Source organism: Streptococcus sp. 27098_8_82 (genome assembly GCF_041431615.1).
Lineage (GTDB): Bacteria > Bacillota > Bacilli > Lactobacillales > Streptococcaceae > Streptococcus > Streptococcus sanguinis_K.
The window spans coordinates 1-3204 of the sequence record NZ_JAPVYB010000015.1 but is presented as its reverse complement, the minus strand read 5'-3'; the positions used below and the strand labels follow the sequence as shown (position 1 = coordinate 3204).

The following is a 3204-nucleotide window of genomic DNA, read 5'->3' as shown; positions in this document are numbered from 1 at the left end:
ACAGGGGGCAACCCCCAACTACTTCCGGCGTTCTAGGGCTTAACTGCTGTGTTCGGCATGGGTACAGGTGTATCTCCTAGGCTATCGTCACTTAACTATTGAATTAACTTTCCTGTCCTCTCAGACAAGCCTTGTCAACTCAAAATTGAATACAATATCAAATCTCACATTTCTCTAAACCATTCGCTGCACTCTGATGAAGCTCTTATTCTAGGATAAGTCCTCGAGCGATTAGTATTAGTCCGCTCCATGTGTCACCACACTTCCACTCCTAACCTATCAACCTGATCTTCTCTCAGGGCTCTTACTAACTTGCGTTATGGGAAATCTCATCTTGAGGTGGGTTTCACACTTAGATGCTTTCAGCGTTTATCCCTTCCCTACATAGCTACCCAGCGATGCTCTTGGCAGAACAACTGGTACACCAGCGGTAAGTCCACTCTGGTCCTCTCGTACTAGGAGCAGATCCTCTCAAATTTCCTACGCCCGCGACGGATAGGGACCGAACTGTCTCACGACGTTCTGAACCCAGCTCGCGTGCCGCTTTAATGGGCGAACAGCCCAACCCTTGGGACCGACTACAGCCCCAGGATGCGACGAGCCGACATCGAGGTGCCAAACCTCCCCGTCGATGTGAACTCTTGGGGGAGATAAGCCTGTTATCCCCAGGGTAGCTTTTATCCGTTGAGCGATGGCCCTTCCATGCGGAACCACCGGATCACTAAGCCCGACTTTCGTCCCTGCTCGAGTTGTAGCTCTCGCAGTCAAGCTCCCTTATACCTTTACACTCTGCGACTGATTTCCAACCAGTCTGAGGGAACCTTTGGGCGCCTCCGTTACCTTTTAGGAGGCGACCGCCCCAGTCAAACTGCCCGTCAGACACTGTCTCCGTAGATGATAAACCTACCGGGTTAGAGTGGCCATAACACAAGGGTAGTATCCCAACAACGCCTCCATCGAAACTGGCGTCCCGATTTCATAGGCTCCTACCTATCCTGTACATGTGGCACAGACACTCAATATCAAACTGCAGTAAAGCTCCATGGGGTCTTTCCGTCCTGTCGCGGGTAACCTGCATCTTCACAGGTACTAAAATTTCACCGAGTCTCTCGTTGAGACAGTGCCCAAATCATTACGCCTTTCGTGCGGGTCGGAACTTACCCGACAAGGAATTTCGCTACCTTAGGACCGTTATAGTTACGGCCGCCGTTTACTGGGGCTTCAATTCATACCTTCGCGTTACCGCTAAGCACTCCTCTTAACCTTCCAGCACCGGGCAGGCGTCACCCCCTATACATCATCTTACGATTTAGCAGAGAGCTGTGTTTTTGATAAACAGTTGCTTGGGCCTATTCACTGCGGCTGACCAAAGTCAGCACCCCTTCTCCCGAAGTTACGGGGTCATTTTGCCGAGTTCCTTAACGAGAGTTCTCTCGCTCACCTGAGGCTACTCGCCTCGACTACCTGTGTCGGTTTGCGGTACGGGTAGAGTATGATACAACGCTAGAAGCTTTTCTTGGCAGTGTGACATCACTCACTCGCTACTAAACTTCACTCCCCATCACAGCTCAACGTTAGAGGTATAAGCATTTGACTCATACCACGCCTCACTGCTTAGACGTACATCCAATCGTACGCACGAGTTAGCCTACTGCGTCCCTCCATCACTTCATACTCTAGTACAGGAATCTCAACCTGTTGGCCATCGGATACACCTTTCGGTCTCTCCTTAGGTCCCGACTAACCCAGGGCGGACGAGCCTTCCCCTGGAAACCTTAGTCTTACGGTGGACAGGATTCTCACCTGTCTTGCGCTACTCATACCGGCATTCTCACTTCTATGCGTTCCAGCGCTCCTCACGGTACACCTTCTCCACACATAGAACGCTCTCCTACCATACCTATAAAAGGTATCCACAGCTTCGGTAAATTGTTTTAGCCCCGGTACATTTTCGGCGCAGGGTCACTCGACTAGTGAGCTATTACGCACTCTTTGAATGAATAGCTGCTTCTAAGCTAACATCCTAGTTGTCTGTGCAACCCCACATCCTTTTCCACTTAACAATTATTTTGGGACCTTAGCTGGTGGTCTGGGCTGTTTCCCTTTCGACTACGGATCTTAGCACTCGCAGTCTGACTGCCGACCATAATTCATTGGCATTCGGAGTTTATCTGAGATTGGTAATCCGGGATGGACCCCTCACCCAAACAGTGCTCTACCTCCAAGAATCTTCATGTCGACGCTAGCCCTAAAGCTATTTCGGAGAGAACCAGCTATCTCCAAGTTCGTTTGGAATTTCTCCGCTACCCACAAGTCATCCAAGCACTTTTCAACGTGCCCTGGTTCGGTCCTCCAGTGCGTTTTACCGCACCTTCAACCTGCTCATGGGTAGGTCACATGGTTTCGGGTCTACATCATGATACTAAAGCGCCCTATTCAGACTCGGTTTCCCTACGGCTCCGTCTCTTCAACTTAACCTCGCATCATAACGTAACTCGCCGGTTCATTCTACAAAAGGCACGCTCTCACCCATGAACGGGCTCGAACTTGTTGTAGGCACACGGTTTCAGGTTCTATTTCACTCCCCTCCCGGGGTGCTTTTCACCTTTCCCTCACGGTACTGGTTCACTATCGGTCACTAGGGAGTATTTAGGGTTGGGAGATGGTCCTCCCAGATTCCGACGGGATTTCACGTGTCCCGCCGTACTCAGGATACTGCTAGGTACAGAATCTATTTAAAATACGAGGCTCTTACTCTCTTTGGCTGACTTTCCCAAGTCATTCTTCTATAAATTCTGAGTCCACAGCGCAGTCCTACAACCCCGAAGAGTAAACTCTTCGGTTTGCCCTCCTGCCTCTTCGCTCGCCGCTACTAAGGCAATCGCTTTTGCTTTCTCTTCCTGCAGCTACTTAGATGTTTCAGTTCACTGCGTCTTCCTCCTCATTCCCTTAACAGAAATGGGTAACAGGCATCAACCTGTTGGGTTCCCCCATTCGGACACCCCCGGATCGAAGCTTACTTACAGCTCCCCGAGGCATTTCGTCGTTTGTCACGTCCTTCATCGGCTCCTAGTGCCAAGGCATCCACCGTGCGCCCTTACTAACTTAACCTTATTTTGACCTTTCAGTCTTAAACTCATTAATTTTCACAGCGTTTTCGGTTTATTTTCTTGTTACTATTTGATATCGGTATTCAATTTTCAA

Annotated in this window: 2 rRNA genes; both read right to left on the bottom strand. The window is 49.8% G+C overall.

From position 1 onward, the window contains the following. Positions 1-95: ribosomal RNA gene (gene rrf / locus O3627_RS11735) — 5S ribosomal RNA — on the bottom strand; the annotation flags it as partial. Positions 96-211: 116 nt separating this feature from the next. Further along, positions 212-3111, bottom strand: a 23S ribosomal RNA gene (locus tag O3627_RS11730). Positions 3112-3204: the final 93 nt, after the last annotated feature.